The organism is Streptomyces mesophilus (genome assembly GCF_040300965.1).
Lineage (GTDB): Bacteria > Actinomycetota > Actinomycetes > Streptomycetales > Streptomycetaceae > Streptomyces > Streptomyces mesophilus_A.
Genome location: NZ_JBEPEW010000189.1, coordinates 1 through 13,551, shown reverse-complemented (window position 1 = coordinate 13,551; position 13,551 = coordinate 1). Strand labels below are relative to the sequence as shown.

Genomic DNA, 13,551 nt, shown 5'->3' with positions numbered 1-13,551 from the left:
CTCGCCGCGGCCGAGGCCTCCTGGGCGATGGGCGACGCCGCCGCGTACCGGGAGGCTCTGGCGCCCCTGATCGCGGAGGCGGGAGAGGCGGGCGGGGGACCTGAGACGGAGCACGGCACCGCGGGTGGCGCTCGCGCCCGGGAGCGGGGCGGCGCGGGGGGTGCGGGCGGGAGCGGTGCCGTAGGGGAGGTGGGTGCCGGCCTTGATGCGGAGACTGGTCGTGCAGCTCATCCCGGCGTGAGCACCGAGGGGCAGGCGCGTGCAGTTCATAGCGGCGAGAGCGGCGCCGTGGGGGAGGCGGATGCCGGTCGTGGCAGGGCAGTTGGTGGTGCGGCCCGCCCGGGCGCGAGCAGTGCCGAGGGGCAGGCGCGTGTGGCCCCCGAGGGCGCGGGCGCCGTAGGGGTGGAGGCTGTGGGGCGCGAGGGTGTGCTCGGGATGTATCTGCGCGGGATGGACGCCGTGCTCAGCGGGGACGCGCGAGGGTTCGAGGAGGGGCGCCGAGCACTGTTCCGCGTCCTCGACGCCGCAGGGGATACGGACGAGGCCGAACTGCTGCTGTCCGCCGGAGCCGCCGCCCTCGTCGTGGGCGACCTCACCGCCGCCTGCCGGCTCGGCAGCCGGGCCCTGGCCGCGGCCCGCGCACGGGGGCAGGTCACCGTGGTGCCCAGGGCCCTGAAGCAGCTTGCCTACGGAGAGTTGCGCGCCGGACGGCACGCACGGGCCCGCGCCCATGCCGAGGACGGGTCGCGGGCCGCCCGCAGTGCCGGACGGCGCAACGACCTCGCGCACCATCAGGCGATCCTCGCCCTGGTCGCCTCCCTCGACCAGGACGCCCGCACCGTCGCCGAGCACGCCGCGGCCGCCGAGGGGACCGCCGCACGCCACGGGCTCGTACAGACCTCGACGCTCGCCCAGTGGGCGCTCGGCCGCGCGGACCTGGCCCGGGGCCGGCCGCAGGAGGCGGCGGCCCGGCTGCATCCGCTGATCGCACCCGGACGCGGCCGTGGCCACTTCGCGATACGGATGCTCGTGGTGCCCTGCTTCGTCGAAGCGTCCGTGCTTGCCGGCCGGGCCGATGGCGCACGGGCCGCGGTGGAGGAGTTCGCGGTGTGGGCGGGGTTCGGCCATGACCCGCAGGCACCGGCCCAACTCCTGCGCTGCCGGGCCCTGCTGGCGGCCGAAGCACATCCGGCCGAGGCCGCGGACCTCTACACCGAGGCCCTGGCGCGGCACGCGACGGCGGACGGCGACTTCGAGCGGGCCCGCACGGCTCTCCTCCATGGCAAAGGGCTGCGCCGCGCGCGTCAGCCGGCCAAGGCGAGGGACACGCTGCGCGACGCGCTCATCGCCTTCGAACGCTGCGGCGCCGGTGCGTGGGCCGCCCAGGCCGCAGCCGAACTCCGGGCGACCGGCGAGGCCTCGGCCTCCCAACTCCCCGACCGGCTCGACGGGTTGACGCCGCAGCAGCTGAGGATCGCCCGGCTCGTGGCCGAGGGTGCCACCAACCGCGAGGTGGCCCGGCATCTGTCGGTCAGCCCGCGTACCGTCGACCACCACCTGCGCAACGTCTTCGCGACGCTGGGCGTACGCTCCCGCGTGGAGCTCTCCCGCGCCGTGGCCCGGGCCGACGGCTCCACGGCGGACGCGTGAGCGGAAAAGCCCGCCGGACGTGAATCCTTTCCGCACCTGCCCGTCTCTCATCCGTGTACCGGCCGAACGGGCCGGGCGGAATCAGGAGGAGACGTAAAGGATGATCACTGCCCTCATCGTGATCGGAGCCCTGCTCGTGGGCGCGTGCAGCTGGCATCTCATGCGGCGTTACAGGAGCCGGAGTTGAACCGACGCTTCACCTGGCCGGACGCGCGGCTCATCCGGGCCGCGCAGGACGGCGACCTCACCTCGCTCACCACCGTCGTCATGGAATCGCAGCCGCACGTGCGCAAGTTCGCCCGCTCCCTGTGCGCCTCGCCGCAGGACGCGGAGGACGCCGCGCAGGAGGCGCTGATCATCCTCTACCGGAAGATCGGCACCCTGCGGGCCACGGGCGCGCTCGCCTCATGGATGTTCCGGATCGTCCGCAACGAATGCCTCCGGCAGCTGCGGACGCTCGCCTCACCGGTGCGGGCTGCGCCTGACGCACCGGAGTCGTCCGCCGAGGACGCGGTGCTGCACCGCCTCGAGGCGGAGCGGATCGCGGCCGCGGTCGGCGCCCTGCCGCGTGACCAGCGCCAGGTGCTGATCATGCGGGACGTCCAGGGACTGCCCGGCAGGGCGGTCGCGCAGGCGCTCGGTCTGAGCACCGCGGCGATGAAGTCCCGGCTGCACCGGGCGCGCGCCGCCCTGCGGGACGCGCTGGAGCAGCCGCCGTCGGAAGGAGACCTACGCTCATGAACACCGTGCAGCCGGACTTCGCCAGCAAGTCCGTACCCCGCCACTTGGCACGAGGGGCCCTCGGCTTCGGGCTGATCATCGGCGCGATCGCCCTGGTGCCCGTCGTCGGACCGGCCGCTCTGCTCGTGGCCCCCTTGGCCCTGGTCGCTTTCCGGGGCTGTCCCACCTGCTGGGCGGTCGGCCTCGTACAGACCGTCTCGCGGGGCAGGCTGGAGCGCCGGTGTCAGGACGGCGTCTGCAGCCTCGCCAAGGCCGCTCCCTGACCGCTCGGGGGCGGCCGCCGCGACTCGCGCCGACCCGCCCCCGACGGGGTGCGGATCGCGATGGATCGGATCCCCCCGACGGGGTGCGGATCGCGACAGATCGGATCGCGATGGATCGGATCCCGACGGATCAGATCCCGAGCTGCTTCGAGCCCTGCAGCCGCTCGATCGCTTCCTTGTCGCCCTCGACCTCGACCTTCGCCGACTCCTGCCGGCCGAGCAGGAACATCGTCAGCTCGCCGGGCTCACCCGTGACCGTCACGACCGGGACGCCCTTGTGGGCGACCGCCGTGCGGCCGTCGGGGCGGCGGAGCACGAGGCCGACCGGCGACTTGCGGCCGGCCATCTTGGCGCCCTTCTCCAGACGGGACCACAGCACGTCCGAGAAGACCTGGTCGAGCGGGCGCGGCGACCAGTCCTCCTGTGCGCGGCGCACATCCTCGGCGTGCACATAGAACTCGACCGTGTTCGTCAGCTCGTCGAACTGCTTCAGGGACCACGGCGAGAACCGCGGCGGACCCGTACGGATGAGCTGGATCAGCTCCTCGTACGGCTTGTCCGTGTACTCCTGCATCACCCGGTCGAGGCGCCCCGCGAGCTGCTTGACGAACGCGCCGCCCGCCGCGTCGGGGCGGCGCTCGCGGACCACGACATGGGCGGCGAGGTCCCGGGTCTGCCAGCCCTCGCACAGAGTGGGCGCCTCGGGGCCTGCGGCCTCCAACAGATCGGCGAGGAGCAGCCGTTCACGCTTGGCATGGGTCGACATGGTGGCCAGGGTACGTCCGGCCCGGCGGTACGGCCATGGGACGCGGGCGTTGTCAGTGGGGGCCGATAGCCTTTGAAGGGCTCGGCCCCCGGGAGGGAGGGGTCTGTCCGGCCCACCGCGTCCGGGACCCGGACAGCGCCCCGCGAGCACCCTCCGATCGCGCACAATGGGCCCCATGACCAGCACGCCCAGCTCCTTGGACCCGCAGATCGCCGCCCGCCTGAAGCGCAGCCCCGACGGGCTCGTCCCGGCGATCGCCCAGCAGTACGACACCGGCGAGGTGCTGATGCTGGGCTGGATGGACGACGAGGCGCTGCACCGCACGCTGACCACCGGGCGCTGCACCTACTGGTCGCGCAGCCGCCAGGAGTACTGGGTCAAGGGCGACACCTCCGGCCACTTCCAGCACGTGAAGTCGGTCGCGCTCGACTGCGACGCCGATACGGTCCTGGTCAAGGTCGACCAGGTCGGAGCCGCCTGCCACACCGGCGCCCGCACCTGCTTCGACGCCGACGTGCTCCCGCTCGCCCAGCCCTGACATGGCTCGCCCAGCCCTGACGCCGCTCGCCCAGCCCTGACGCCGGTCCCGTAGCCCTGACGCCGGTCCCACAGCCCTGACGCTCCCACCGAAGGCCATCGAAGACACCATGGACCTCGAGACGTTCCGCAAGCTCGCCACCGACCGCCGCGTCATCCCGGTCAGCCGCCGCCTCCTCGCGGACGGCGACACCCCGGTCGGGCTCTACCGCAAGCTCGCGGCCGAACGCCCCGGCACGTTCCTGCTCGAGTCCGCCGAGAACGGCCGCTCCTGGTCGCGGTACTCGTTCATCGGCGTCCGCAGCGCCGCCACCCTCACGGAGCGCGGCGGCCAGGCGCACTGGCTGGGCACCCCGCCCGTCGGAGTACCGGTGGACGGCGACCCGCTGCAGGCGCTGCGCGCCACGGTCGAGGCGCTGCACACCCCGCACGACGTCGCGGAGGCCGAGGGCCTGCCGCATCTGTCCGGCGGCATGGTCGGCTATCTCGGCTACGACATCGTGCGGCGGCTCGAGAAGATCGGCCCCGGCGAGCGCGACGACCTGAAGCTGCCCGAGCTGACCATGATGCTCACCAGCGATCTCGCGGTCCTCGACCACTGGGACGGCAGCGTCGTCCTGATCGCCAACGCCATCAACCACAACGACCTCGACACCGGCGTCGACGAGTCCTACGCGGACGCCGTGGCCCGCCTCGACGCCATGGAGGCCGACCTGTCGCGCGCGGTCGCCCAGCCGCCCGCCGTACTCCCGCCGTCCGAACTCCCGGAGTTCTCCGCGCCGTTGTGGGGCGGCGAGCAGTACCAGGACGCCGTCGAGGACATCAAGGAGCGCATCCGCGCGGGCGAGGCCTTCCAGGTCGTGCCCTCGCAGCGCTTCGAAACGGCGTGTACGGCAAGCGCGTTGGACGTCTACCGGGTGCTGCGGGCCACCAACCCGTCCCCGTATATGTACCTCTTCCGGTTCGAGGACTTCGACATCGTGGGCTCCAGCCCCGAGGCCCTCGTCAAGGTCGAGGACGGCCGCGCGATGGTCCACCCCATCGCCGGTACGCGGCCCCGCGGCGCCACCCCGCAGGAGGACCAGGCGCTCGCCGACGAGCTGCTCGCCGACGCCAAGGAGCGCGCCGAGCACCTGATGCTGGTCGACCTCGGCCGCAACGACCTGGGCCGGGTCTGCGAGCCCGGCTCCGTCGAGGTCGTCGACTTCATGTCCATCGAGCGCTACTCGCACGTCATGCACATCGTCTCGACGGTCACGGGCCGCGTCGCCGAAGGCCGTACCGCCTACGACGTGCTGACCGCCTGCTTCCCCGCGGGCACCCTCTCGGGCGCGCCCAAGCCGCGCGCGATGCAGATCATCGACGAGCTGGAGCCGAGCAGGCGCGGTCTGTACGGCGGCTGCGTCGGCTACCTCGACTTCGCGGGCGACTCCGACACGGCGATCGCGATCCGCACCGCACTGATCCGCGACAACGTGGCATATGTGCAGGCCGGAGCCGGTGTCGTCGCCGATTCGGACCCCGTCGCCGAGGACACGGAGTGCCGCAACAAGGCCGCCGCGGTGCTGCGCGCCGTGCACACGGCCAACCGCCTGAACGGTTCGGCGGCCGGTGAGGGATAGTGGACACGTGACTGCTGTACCCAAGGCCCGTACCTCCCCGGACTCCGCGGCCAAGACGCCCGGCGGCGGCGGCCGCCGCAGCCTGGCCGCCGCCCTGCTGCTCGGCGCGCTCGGCGCGACCGTCACGCTGCTCGCCTCGCGTCAGCCGTGGGCCGAGGGCGAGGCGCGGACCGTCGGCGGCGCGCTGCACCAGACCGCCACCGGCAGCGATGTGACCGGAGTGCCCGCGGCGCTCGCGATAGTGGGCCTCGCCGCCCTGGTCGCCGTCTTCGCCGTACGCCGCAGCGGCCGCACCCTGGTCTCGCTGCTGCTCGCCCTGAGCGGCGCCGGCATCGTGGCCGCCGCGCTGCTCGGCGCCTCCGACACCTCCGCGCTCGACGAGAAGGCCGCGAGCACCACAGGTGACGCCACCGCGCAGATCGCCGCCGTCTCGCACAGCGTCTGGCCGTACGTCGCCTGCGCGGGCGGTGCGCTGCTGCTGATCGCTGGCCTGCTCGCGCTGCGCTACGGCTCCCGCTGGCCCGCGATGGGCGGCCGCTACGAGCGGGGTTCCGGCCCGCGTACCCGTAAGCAGAAGGTCGACCCGGACCGCCCCGAGGACCTCTGGAAGGCGCTCGACCGCGGCGAGGACCCGACCGGCTAGCGACGCACGGGCGCCACCGGCACCGGGGCGCCGAGCCGGCGGCGCGACACCAACTCCGGGGCCGCGCGCAGTTCGCGCGCCGCCATGCGCGACAATGAAGCCAAGCGTTCGAGATTCATCCGCGGGACCAACCTCCCCCGAGCTCTTCGAGCAGGGGGACCCCCAGGGGCACGAAACAAGGAGCACGTCATGGCCCATGACCACGGACACACCCCGGCTGCCTGGGTCGGTTCGATCATCGCGTTCGTCGGTTTCTGCGTTGCCGGCGCCTTCATGGTGCTGGACAGCCCGATCGGCTTCTGGGCCGGCATGATCGTCATCGCCGCGGGCGGTGTGATCGGCGGTGCCATGCGCGCCGCGGGCATGGGGCAGAAGCCCAAGCGCCAGATCCTGGTGAACGAGGGCTGAGCACTTCTCGTACGGCGGTGGGGCGTGACCTTCTTCGGAACGGTCCGCCCCACCGCCACGCGGCGGAGCCGCACAGCGTCACAGTTTCGCTGACCGGGCGCGCGGGCCCGGGGCGGGGCAGAATGCGGGGGTGACCGCAGAACGCACCGCGCAGCCGCCAGGACCGCAGCAGTGGGCCCCGCAGACCGCCGCACCCCGTACGGGAGCGTCGCGTGCGCGGCGGTTGCTCGCACCGGTGGCCGCGCTCGGCGCCACCGCCGCGGCCGTCGCGTACGTCGGTGCCGTCGACCCCAACGAGTCCGGCCACTACCCGACCTGCCCGCTGCTCTCGGCCACCGGTCTGTACTGCCCGGGCTGCGGCGGCCTCCGCTGCGTGCACGCCCTCGTACACGGCGATCTGCCGGCCGCGCTCGGCGCGAACGTCATGGCCGTGATCGGCTTCGTCATCGCCGCCTTCGTCTGGGTCCTGTGGGTGCGGCGCGCCTGGAGCGGCGGGCCTTCCGGGTTCACGATCCGCTCGTCGTACGCGTGGGCCTTCGGCGGGCTGCTCGCCGCGTTCACAGTGGTACGGAACCTGCCATTCGGCGGGTTTCTGCATCCGTGAGGGTGGCCGGGGCGCCTGCGGCGGGCCTTTCTCCCCCACCCCGCCCCTTCCCGGAACCGGGGCTCCGCCCCGGACCCCGGCATCCGAACTTCGTTCGGATCTGCTCAAACGCCGCAGGGGCTGAATGGGACGCAAACGTCCAGGTAGTGGGACCGCCGTCAACCGGATGCGGGGCCTTCGCCCTTCTGCGGATACCATCGCAGTGGCCCCCGGAACACCGTTTCACCGACCGGGGAGCATCAGCCCGGACCGACCGGACGGGCGACCGCCGCCATGTCCGCCGCTATGGAAGGGGACCACTCGCGTGAGTGTGCTCGACGAGATCATCGAAGGCGTCCGCGAGGACCTCGCCGAACGGCAGGCGCGCGTCAGCCTCGACGAGCTCAAGGAGCGTGCGGCGAAGGCCCCCCAGGCGAAGGACGGGGTCGCGGCCCTGCGCGGCGACAGCGTCAAGGTGATCTGCGAGGTCAAGCGCTCCAGCCCGTCCAAGGGTGCGCTCGCCGCGATCGCCGACCCGGCCGGGCTCGCCGCCGACTACGAGGCGGGCGGCGCCGCCGTCATCTCCGTGCTCACCGAGGAGCGCCGCTTCGGCGGCTCGCTCGCGGACCTGGAGGCCGTCCGCGCCAAGGTGGACATCCCGGTCCTGCGCAAGGACTTCATCGTCACGGCGTACCAGCTGTGGGAGGCCCGTGCGTACGGGGCCGACATGGTGCTCCTGATCGTCGCCGCCCTGGACCAGGAGGCCCTGGTCTCGCTGATCGAGCGCGCCGAGTCCATCGGGCTCACGCCGCTCGTCGAGGTGCACGACGAGGACGAGGTCGAGCGTGCGGTGGAGGCCGGCGCGAAGATCATCGGCGTGAACGCCCGCGATCTGAAGACCCTCAAGGTCGACCGTGACACCTTCTCGCGCGTCGCCCCCGAGATCCCCGACCACATCGTCAAGATCGCCGAGTCCGGAGTCCGTGGTCCGCACGACCTGATCGCGTACGCGAACGACGGCGCCGACGCCGTGCTCGTCGGCGAGTCCCTGGTCACCGGCAAGGACCCGCGGTCCGCCGTGGTCGACCTGGTCGCCGCCGGCGCCCACCCGGCCCTGCGCCACGGACGGGGCTGACCCTCCGATGCCCATCGCCCGACGTCTCGCACCCGGTTGCCGCCCGCGCGGCTGCCGGGCGCCCGCGCGTCGGGTGCACGGGCGGCGGGTGCGCTACGTGATCGGGGCCGAGCCCGGTCAGATCAACGGGATGCGATGGCGCGGGCGGGCACACCGCCCGTAGCCGCGTAAGGCCGTACCTCCTTTTGGAGGTGGCGGCGCGGTCGGGCGATCCCGTCATACCCTGACCATCGCAAACCCGACATCCGGGGCGAGCGCGCCCCGACGTAGGAGCATCTCGTCATGCCCAGCGAAAACAGCGGATCTCGCGAGATCGGCGCATTCTTCATCCCTGAGCCCGAAGGCCAGGTTCCCACTGCCGAGGGCTACTTCGGGAAGTTCGGCGGCAAGTTCATCCCCGAGGCGCTCGTCGCCGCCGTGGACGAAGTGGCCGTCGAGTTCGAGAAGGCCAAGCAGGACCCCGAGTTCGCCCGTGAACTCAGCGAACTGCTCGTCAACTACACGGGCCGCCCGAGCGCCCTGACCGAGGTGCCGCGCTTCGCGTCGCACGCGGGCGGCGGCCGGGTCTTCCTCAAGCGCGAGGACCTCAACCACACCGGCTCGCACAAGATCAACAACGTGCTCGGCCAGGCCCTGCTCACCAAGCGCATGGGCAAGCCCAAGGTCATCGCGGAGACCGGAGCCGGCCAGCACGGTGTCGCCACCGCCACCGCCTGTGCGCTGTTCGGCCTCGAATGCACCATCTACATGGGCGAGATCGACACGCAGCGCCAGGCACTCAACGTCGCCCGCATGCGGATGCTCGGCGCCGAGGTCATCGCCGTGAAGTCCGGGTCCAGGACTTTGAAGGACGCGGTGAACGAGGCCTTCCGCGCCTGGGTCGCCAACGTCGAGGACACCCACTACCTCTTCGGTACGGCCGCGGGGCCGCACCCGTTCCCGGCGATGGTGCGCGACTTCCAGCGCGTCATCGGCGTCGAGGCCCGCCGCCAGATCCTGGAGCGCGCGGGACGCCTGCCCGACGCGGCCATCGCCTGCGTCGGCGGCGGCTCCAACGCGATCGGCCTCTTCCACGCCTTCCTCGACGACACCGACGTACGGCTCATCGGCTGCGAGGCCGGCGGCCACGGCGTCGACTCCGGCGAGCACGCGGCCACGCTGACCGCGGGCGACCCCGGCATCCTCCACGGCTCGCGCTCGTACGTGATCCAGGACGAGGAAGGCCAGATCATCGAGCCGTACTCGATCTCGGCCGGTCTCGACTACCCGGGCATCGGCGCGGAGCACGCGTATCTGAAGGACTCGGGGCGCGCCGAGTACATCCCGGTCACCGACGACGCGGCGATGCAGGCGCTGCGGCTGCTCTCGCAGACCGAGGGCATCATCCCGGCGATCGAGAGCGCGCACGCCCTGGCGGGTGCGCTCAGGGTCGGCCAGGAGCTGGGCGAGGACGGCCTGATGGTCGTCAACCTCTCCGGGCGCGGCGACAAGGACATGGACACGGCCGCGCGGTACTTCGGCTACTACGACGAGCAGGCGGGGGACTCCCGGTGAGCGACGCACGCGCGGCCGCCGGGCCGCAGACGACGACGATGCCCGCACCTCTGCGCCGCGCGGGCGGAGAAGCGAACGAAAGAAGCACTGTGAGCGGGAACATCGAGCTGTTGAGTGCGGCGCTCGCCGGGACCAAGGCCGAGGGGCGGTCGGCGCTGATCGCCTACCTGCCCGCCGGCTTCCCGTCCGTGGACGGCGGCATCGACGCGGTCAAGGCCGCCTTCGACGGCGGCGCGGACATCGTCGAGGTCGGGCTTCCCTACAGCGACCCGGTGCTCGACGGCCCGGTCATCCAGACCGCCGACGACATCGCGCTGAAGAACGGCCTCAAGATCGCCGACGTGATGCGTACGGTCCGCGAGGCCCACGAGGCCACCGGCAAGCCCGTCCTCGTCATGACGTACTGGAATCCGATCGACCGCTACGGCGTCGAGCGCTTCACGGCCGAGCTCGCCGAGGCGGGCGGTGCGGGCTGCATCCTGCCCGACCTGCCGGTCCAGGAATCCGCGCTGTGGCGCGAGCACGCCGCCAAGCACGACCTCGCCACGGTCTTCGTTGTCGCGCCGAGCAGCAAGGACGCGCGCCTGAAGGAGATCACCACCGTGGGCTCCGGCTTCGTCTACGCGGCCTCCCTGATGGGCGTGACCGGTACGCGCGAGTCGGTCGGCGAGGCGGCCGAGGACCTGGTGCGCCGCACCAAGGCCACGACCGACCTGCCCGTCTGCGTCGGCCTCGGTGTCTCCAACGCCGAACAGGCCGCGGAGGTCGCCCAGTTCGCGGACGGCGTGATCGTCGGCTCGGCCTTCGTCAAGCTGATGCTGGACGCCGAGGACGAGGCGGCGGGTGTCGAGGCCGTACGACGGCTCGCGGGTGAGCTGGCCCGAGGCGTACGCACCCGGGCGAGCTGATCGCGGAAGGCGCTCATCCATACGAGTGGACATAGGACCGGGGAGGCACGCTCGTGCCTCCCCGGTTCGTTTGCGGAATGTGAGCGAGAAGAACCGAGAGGGAAAGCGTGCCGCCCGCGACCGGCTGGCACAGGAGCGGGAACAGCAGAAGGCCCGCGACAAGCGCCGACGCGCGCTGATCGTGACCGCCGCCGTGGTGGGCGTCCTGGGCCTGGCCGCGATCGCCGGAGTGATCGCGGCCAATTCGGGCGGTGACAAGAAGGACGCGTCCGGTCCTGTGGTCGCGCCGTCCGGTGCGAGCGGCAAGGACAGCCTGGCGATCCCGGTGGGCAAGGACAGCGCCAAGTCCACGCTCACCATCTGGGAGGACTTCCGCTGCCCGGCCTGCGCCTCCTTCGAGACGCAGTACAGCCCGACCATCCATGAGCTCACCGAGAAGGGGCAGCTCAAGGTCGAGTACCGCCTGGCGACGATCATCGACGGGAACATGGGCGGCACCGGCTCGGTGAACGCGGCGAACGCGGCGGCCTGCGCCCAGGACGCCGGGAAGTTCACGCCGTACCACGACGTGCTCTACAAGAACCAGCCGCCGGAGACGGACGACGCGTTCGGCAAGGACGCCAGGCTGCTCGAGCTGGCGAAGGAGGTCGACGGCCTCGACACCGCCGATTTCAAGAGCTGCGTCGAGGACGGCAAGCACGTGAGCTGGGTGAACAAGTCCAACGACGCCTTCCGCGAAGGCAAGTTCACCGGCACGCCGACGGTCCTGCTCGACGGCAAGAACATCTTCGCGGATCAGAAGAACCCGCTGACGCCCGAGCAGCTGAAGAAGAAGGTGGAGGAGGCGGCGAAGTAGTACGGAGCCGTCCCCTGCGGCCTCGTCCCGTCGGGGCGGGGCCGCACCCGTTATCAGGCCGTTAGGCCGGGTGGATTGCCGCACACGGGAGTCGGCAGGGTAGCGTCGACCCCGCCATGGAAATCCTTGCATCGATCCCCAGCCCGTCGAAGGGTGAACTCGACCTCTTCGGCCTTCCACTGCGCGGCTACGCCTTCGCCATCATCATCGGTGTCTTCGTCGCCGTATGGATCGGCGGCAAGCGCTGGGTCGCCCGCGGCGGCAAACCCGGCACGGTGGCGGACATCGCCGTGTGGGCCGTGCCCTTCGGCCTCGTCGGCGGCCGCCTCTACCACGTGATCACTGACAACGACCTCTACTTCGGTGAGGGCCGTAACTGGGTGGACGCGTTCAAGATCTGGGAGGGCGGCCTCGGTATCTGGGGCGCCATCGCCCTCGGCGGACTCGGCGCCTGGATCGGCTGCCGGCGCCGTGGCATCCCGCTGCCTGCCTGGGCCGACGCGCTCGCTCCCGCCATCGCCATCGCGCAGGCGATCGGCCGCTGGGGCAACTGGTTCAACCAGGAGCTGTACGGGCGCTCGACCGACCTGCCCTGGGCGCTGGAGATCACGCGCTCGGACGGCGGGCGGGTGCCGGGCACGTACCACCCGACGTTCCTCTACGAGTCGCTGTGGTGCATCGGTGTCGCGCTGCTCGTGATCTGGGCCGACCGTCGCTTCAAGCTCGGCCACGGCCGTGCGTTCGCGCTGTACGTCGCCGCGTACTGCGTCGGGCGCGGCTGGATCGAGTACATGCGTGTGGACGATGTCCAGCTCAACGACGTGCTCGGGCTGCGGTTCAACGTCTGGACGTCGATCGTCGTCTTCGTCCTCGCTGTCGTCTACATGGTGGTGTCGGCGCGGATGCGGCCGGGGCGCGAGGAAGTGGTGGAGCCGGACCGGGACGGGGTCTCCTCGGACGGTGACGCCGAGTCCGGCTCAGAAGCCGAGTCCGCTTCAGAGTCCGACTCCGAGCCGGCTTCCGACTCCGACAAGGTCGAGCTGTCCAAGGACGTCGACGCCAAGGGCTGAGTCTGCGCTGTGGGCCGCCGGACCCGTTGGGTTCGGCGGCCTTTTGCTTTCCCCTACCCGCCCCTTCCCGAAACTGGGGCTCCGCCCCAGACCCCGCATCCGAACTTCGTTCGGATCTCCTCAAACGCCGGAGGGGCTGAAAGATCTCCTCAAACGCAGGCGGGGCCGGGTGGGCTGAGTGCCACCACCACCTCGCCGTCCTCCTCAGCTCCCGTGGGTGTGAAGCCGAGCGAGGTGTACAGGCGGGCCGCGGCGATGTTCTGCGGGGCGTACGACAGGCGCGTGGTGAAGTGGCCGGGCTGGGCGGCGAGCCATGGGAGCAGGGTGCGCATCGTCGTGCGCGCCAGGCCCTTGCCCTGTTCCCGGGCGTCGATGAGCAGACCGCCGATCCAGTGGGAGCCGTCCTCGTCGCGGGCCCACATGACGTGGCCGACCGCCTTGTCGTCCGCGTGGATCGCCAGCGAGTGCCAGACGTCCTCGAGGAGGGAGAGGAGCAGATAGCGGGCCGCAAGGCCCGGAGCGAAGGCGCGTTGGGAGTCCAGCGGGGCGATGTCGGCGACGGTCCGCCAGTTGTCGGCCGTCACCTCGTGCAGGGTGAGGGTGCGGCCGGTGGTGTCGCGGAGGCGTTCGGTTATCGGGCTCACTGCGGCAGGGTACGGAGGGCCGGGTCCGTAGCCAAAGGGATTTAGGGCCTGCCCGGCGGGCAGGCCCACGGGAAGCCGACGGCGGACGAAGTCCTGGGCGAGCGGACGAGGCCCTAGGCGAGCGAGCGGACGAGGCCCTAGGCGAGCGGGCGGCGTGCGGCCAGGGCCAGC

Annotated in this window: 16 protein-coding genes; 14 read left to right on the top strand and 2 right to left on the bottom strand. The window is 71.9% G+C overall.

The window, feature by feature from the left end:
* The 3 genes from ABT367_RS37210 to ABT367_RS37200 all read left to right on the top strand — a co-directional run.
* On the top strand, positions 1 to 1,650 hold a 1,650-nt coding region (locus ABT367_RS37210), incomplete at its 5' end, for a helix-turn-helix transcriptional regulator (RefSeq protein WP_352257854.1).
* A gap of 183 nt (positions 1,651 to 1,833) precedes the next feature.
* Positions 1,834 to 2,391, top strand: a complete 558-nt coding sequence (locus ABT367_RS37205; RefSeq protein ID WP_352257852.1) for an RNA polymerase sigma factor — start codon at positions 1,834 to 1,836, stop codon at positions 2,389 to 2,391.
* Positions 2,388 to 2,654 carry a hypothetical protein gene (locus ABT367_RS37200; RefSeq protein WP_352257850.1) on the top strand — a complete coding sequence of 89 codons (267 nt, stop codon included), beginning with the start codon at positions 2,388 to 2,390 and terminating at the stop codon, positions 2,652 to 2,654. The genes ABT367_RS37205 and ABT367_RS37200 overlap by 4 nt, the downstream gene beginning before the upstream one ends.
* Positions 2,655 to 2,784: 130 nt before the next feature.
* Here ABT367_RS37200 and ABT367_RS37195 read toward each other — a convergent pair whose 3' ends face one another.
* Positions 2,785 to 3,420, bottom strand: coding sequence for a TIGR03085 family metal-binding protein (locus ABT367_RS37195; protein ID WP_352257848.1), 636 nt, complete (start codon positions 3,418 to 3,420; stop codon positions 2,785 to 2,787).
* A 175-nt stretch (positions 3,421 to 3,595) separates the two neighbouring features.
* Here ABT367_RS37195 and hisI point away from each other — a divergent pair, with 175 nt between their 5' ends.
* From hisI to lgt, 11 genes are all read left to right on the top strand, one after another.
* Entirely contained in the window at positions 3,596 to 3,958 is a 363-nt protein-coding gene (hisI, locus tag ABT367_RS37190; RefSeq protein WP_352257846.1) for a phosphoribosyl-AMP cyclohydrolase, read from the top strand.
* Between the two features lie 109 nt (positions 3,959 to 4,067).
* Positions 4,068 to 5,579 carry an anthranilate synthase component I gene (locus ABT367_RS37185; protein WP_352257844.1) on the top strand — a complete coding sequence of 504 codons (1,512 nt, stop codon included), beginning with the start codon at positions 4,068 to 4,070 and terminating at the stop codon, positions 5,577 to 5,579.
* A gap of 7 nt (positions 5,580 to 5,586) precedes the next feature.
* Positions 5,587 to 6,222, top strand: coding sequence for a TIGR02234 family membrane protein (locus tag ABT367_RS37180; RefSeq protein ID WP_352257842.1), 636 nt, complete (start codon positions 5,587 to 5,589; stop codon positions 6,220 to 6,222).
* A 189-nt stretch (positions 6,223 to 6,411) separates the two neighbouring features.
* Complete coding sequence (locus tag ABT367_RS37175; protein ID WP_165336752.1) at positions 6,412 to 6,630, top strand: HGxxPAAW family protein; 219 nt, start codon at positions 6,412 to 6,414, stop codon at positions 6,628 to 6,630.
* 130 nt (positions 6,631 to 6,760) lie between these two features.
* Positions 6,761 to 7,234 carry a DUF2752 domain-containing protein gene (locus ABT367_RS37170; protein WP_352257840.1) on the top strand — a complete coding sequence of 158 codons (474 nt, stop codon included), beginning with the start codon at positions 6,761 to 6,763 and terminating at the stop codon, positions 7,232 to 7,234.
* A gap of 304 nt (positions 7,235 to 7,538) precedes the next feature.
* Positions 7,539 to 8,348 (top strand): indole-3-glycerol phosphate synthase TrpC, encoded by an 810-nt coding sequence (trpC, locus tag ABT367_RS37165; protein WP_165336750.1) that lies wholly within the window; start codon positions 7,539 to 7,541, stop codon positions 8,346 to 8,348.
* Between the two features lie 7 nt (positions 8,349 to 8,355).
* Complete coding sequence (trpM, locus tag ABT367_RS41505; RefSeq protein WP_434975626.1) at positions 8,356 to 8,511, top strand: tryptophan biosynthesis modulator TrpM; 156 nt, start codon at positions 8,356 to 8,358, stop codon at positions 8,509 to 8,511.
* Between the two features lie 119 nt (positions 8,512 to 8,630).
* Positions 8,631 to 9,902: a tryptophan synthase subunit beta gene (trpB, locus tag ABT367_RS37160; RefSeq protein WP_352257838.1), complete on the top strand. Its 1,272-nt coding sequence runs from the start codon at positions 8,631 to 8,633 to the stop codon at positions 9,900 to 9,902.
* Between the two features lie 89 nt (positions 9,903 to 9,991).
* Entirely contained in the window at positions 9,992 to 10,810 is an 819-nt protein-coding gene (gene trpA, locus ABT367_RS37155) for a tryptophan synthase subunit alpha (RefSeq protein ID WP_352257836.1), read from the top strand.
* 79 nt (positions 10,811 to 10,889) lie between these two features.
* Positions 10,890 to 11,666, top strand: coding sequence for a DsbA family protein (locus tag ABT367_RS37150; protein ID WP_352257835.1), 777 nt, complete (start codon positions 10,890 to 10,892; stop codon positions 11,664 to 11,666).
* A 116-nt stretch (positions 11,667 to 11,782) separates the two neighbouring features.
* Positions 11,783 to 12,736: a prolipoprotein diacylglyceryl transferase gene (gene lgt, locus ABT367_RS37145; protein WP_352257833.1), complete on the top strand. Its 954-nt coding sequence runs from the start codon at positions 11,783 to 11,785 to the stop codon at positions 12,734 to 12,736.
* Positions 12,737 to 12,885: 149 nt separating this feature from the next.
* Here lgt and ABT367_RS37140 read toward each other — a convergent pair whose 3' ends face one another.
* The gene (locus ABT367_RS37140) at positions 12,886 to 13,380 is read right to left on the bottom strand and encodes a GNAT family N-acetyltransferase (protein ID WP_434975625.1); all 495 of its coding nucleotides are present in this window, start codon (positions 13,378 to 13,380) and stop codon (positions 12,886 to 12,888) included.
* Positions 13,381 to 13,551: the final 171 nt, after the last annotated feature.